General features: G+C 40.7%; 1 protein-coding gene. It reads left to right on the top strand.

Going from position 1 to position 3,347, the window contains the following annotated elements:
- A partial coding sequence (locus AC1DWN_RS30775; RefSeq protein ID WP_477562665.1) for a hypothetical protein occupies window positions 1-2,876 on the top strand: 2,876 nt, incomplete at its 5' end.
- Window positions 2,877-3,347 lie beyond the last annotated feature (471 nt).

Here is a 3,347-nt window from a genome sequence, read left to right as displayed (position 1 = left end):
GTGGAATGCCAGGAGGAATACCTCACCCTAATAGAACAACAATACCTAATCCTAAAGTTTATCAATTAAAAGAGTCATTGGTACAGGCCGGATATAATGAAGAACGGGCGAGATCTTTCGCTCAAATAAGTCATGGCAACTTAAGTTCTTTACTTAGACGTCTTAAACACATCTCTCTAGTTCCGGAATGGGCTCAGGGCCCTGAAGTTGCTGATCTTGCGATTACTACCTTGATAAGCTCTTGGTCGGAAAATAATGAGGAAGATAAAGCAATTGTAGAGAAAATATCAGGAATTCCTTATGGAGATTGGATCGTAAAAATCCGTGGTATTTCGCTTCGTACAGATAGTCCTTTTATTCTGAAAGAGGGGAACTGGAGATMAGTCTTGCGATATGAGGGATGGTACGCGCTAGGCCCGCGGCTATTTGATGAACATCTCGATAGGTTTAAAGAAGTAGCAATATCTTTACTTACACAGGTTGATCCAAAGTTTGACATAGCTCCCGAGAACCGATTTATGGCGAGTATTTACGGAAAGACAATGAGGCATTCGACTTTGCTTAGAAGAGGGATATCAGAAACGCTTGCGCTACTTGGCAGCCTTCCAGAGGCACTTAGGTCATCCAGTACTGGCAAAGCGGATTCAATAGCTAGGCACATTGTGAAAGTAGTATTGAATAATGCAGATTGGGTACTCTGGGCAAGCCTTACCGAGCTCTTACCATTACTTGCGGAAGCGGCACCAGAGGAGTTTCTCGAAGCAGTTGAGCAAGCAATAAATAGTAGTTCCTGCCCTTTTGAAAAAATATATGCTCAAGAAACACAAGGGCTTACAGGCCGGAGTTACATGTCTGGGCTGCTTTGGTCGTTAGAGACAATTGCTTGGGATGCTCGCTACCTCACAAAGGTGGTAGTTATTCTGGGTGAACTTGCACAAATAGATCCTGGAGGCAAGTGGGCAAATAGACCCTCAAATTCTCTTACAACAATACTACTTCCATGGTTCCCTCAAACGACTGCGAATCTTCAAACGAGAAAAGCAGCAGTCGAAATTCTTATGAGAGAAGTTCCAGAAGTTGCATGGAAATTACTTTTGACTCTGCTTCCTAAACTTCATAGCTCCTCATCAGGCACACATAAACCGTCTTGGCGTAAATGGATCCCTGAAGACTGGACGAGTAGAGTTAATAAACAGGAATATGATGAACAGGTTTTTGAGTATGCCGGTCTAGCAATGAATGTAGCCAAGAAAGAACACACTAACCTAATTGATTTTATTCAAAGAATATCTGACCTTCCTGACGTACCAAGAGAAGCGTTGTTAGCTTTCCTAAGTTCAAGTGAATTGATTTTTCAATCTGCAACTGATCGATTAGAAGTGTGGAATGTGCTTCTACAAGTAATTCAGAAGCACCAAAAATTTTCTGATGCCATATGGGCTATGGATGCGGAGATAATAAGTAGGCTTGTTTCAATAGCAGATGCACTAGCACCAGAAGAACCAGCTCTTCGATATCAGAGACTATTCAATGAATATGACTCGAATTTGTTTGAAAAATTGGGTGAGTACGAAGAACAGAGAAAATTAATACAAGAACGCAGGCGGTTGGCGATTAGCGAGATATTCTCGTTTGGTGGAGTAGAACTGGTACTAGATTTTGCGAGGTCAGTTAATCATCCAAGGTTCGTTGGTACTAGCACAGGTATGCTTAATAATCAGGAAATTGAAACTAAGGTCTTACCCCAATTAATCAAATCCGGCGAGACAGCAATATCCCAGTTTAGTCATGGATACGTTTGGGAAGTTTTTTATGCAAAGGGATGGGAGTGGGTTGACCACATTGATATGTCAACTTGGGAACAGACCGAAATTGCTCAGTTCCTTGCATACCTCCCATTTTGTAATGAAACATGGGAAAGAGTACTTAACCTTTTAAACGATAATCAAGAGCTATATTGGTCAACTATTAATGTGAATCCTTACGAAGCATCAAGTAATTTAGAGTGGGCTATAGATCGATTAGTTGAATATAAACGACCTCATCTAGCGACCCAATGTTTAAATATGTTACTTCATAATAATGGGACTATTAATAATCACCAGGCTATTCGTACTCTTACAGCACTAGTAAGTGTTCCAGAAATCTTTAAATCACTTGATCAAAACGATGTTGTGGAGATTATTACAGCATTACAAAAAGATGATCAAGTGGATATGGATGAGCTTGCTGGTCTTGAATGGCAATTGTTGAGACTACTTGTCAATTACCCAGGAGCACACCCAAGGACATTAGAACATAAGCTGTCAAATGATCCTTCATTCTTTTACTATGTGATTACTTTAGCGTCACCCACAAAGATTGATGAACAGGCATTCGAAGATATTACAGAGGAAAAGCGAGGCCTTGCTACAAACGCATACAGATTACTGGAAGCATGGAAAACACCGCCGGGTATGGTACAAAATAACTTTGATGGAGACTTTCTTCTCCAATGGATTGAAGAGGTCAAGAAACTCAGTATCGAATCAGGATATTTCGACGTTGCTCTTTCTATAATTGGAGAGGTTCTAGTTCATACGCCGCAAGATCCAGAAGGGCTATGGATGCATAAGTCTGCGGCGTTGGTGTTAAACGAGAAAGATGCAGCAAGTATGCGAGAGGGTTTTAGAAGTAAACTGTTGAGATCTAGGGGCGTTTATTCACTGTCAGGAGGAAAGGAAGAGCAAGCACTTGCAGAACAGTATTTAAGGCAGGCAAATGAAATTGAGATTTCCGGTTATCATCGATTAGCAGACACACTTAGGCAATTAGCCTCTTACTATGAGAGAGATGCTCGAAGAGATACAATTGTCGACCCCTTTGATAATATTTAAGGTTTGGATGAACATCCACGAGTATCAGGGCAAACTTTATGGAATTCCTAGCAACTCGATGTAACCAGTACGCATCCGGTCAAACCGGACATTTTAATTTCAGTAGGCCAGTGAAGCAACAATTGAAGAAGGATCTCTTGTCGTCACGGTGACGAGAGCTCCTTTTCTTGTTATTCCACTGGTTGCCTGTTAGGCGAAGTTTGATACTTGATTTATACTAATTGGGAATGAGATAAAGTTCTTGTCATTTGTCATCCGACAACAAAGAGATGATATTGTCCAATGACACAAATGTGCCTACATAATTTTAAATGTAAATGCCTGAGGAATCAGGCTTTTTTTTATGTAGTGAAAGTGTCGGATGACAAGAATATGAGCCGATTAATTACCGCGTAAATCGCGGTTTTTTTGTTTTATCGGTACATATTCTTGGCAATGTGCAATGTCAAGAATATGTACCGAATGCCGAAA

The sequence above is a fragment of the Paenibacillus sp. P4_A7 genome (assembly GCF_056402455.1).
Note: the sequence above shows the minus strand (reverse complement) of the source record. Positions and strands in the feature narration are given on the sequence as shown.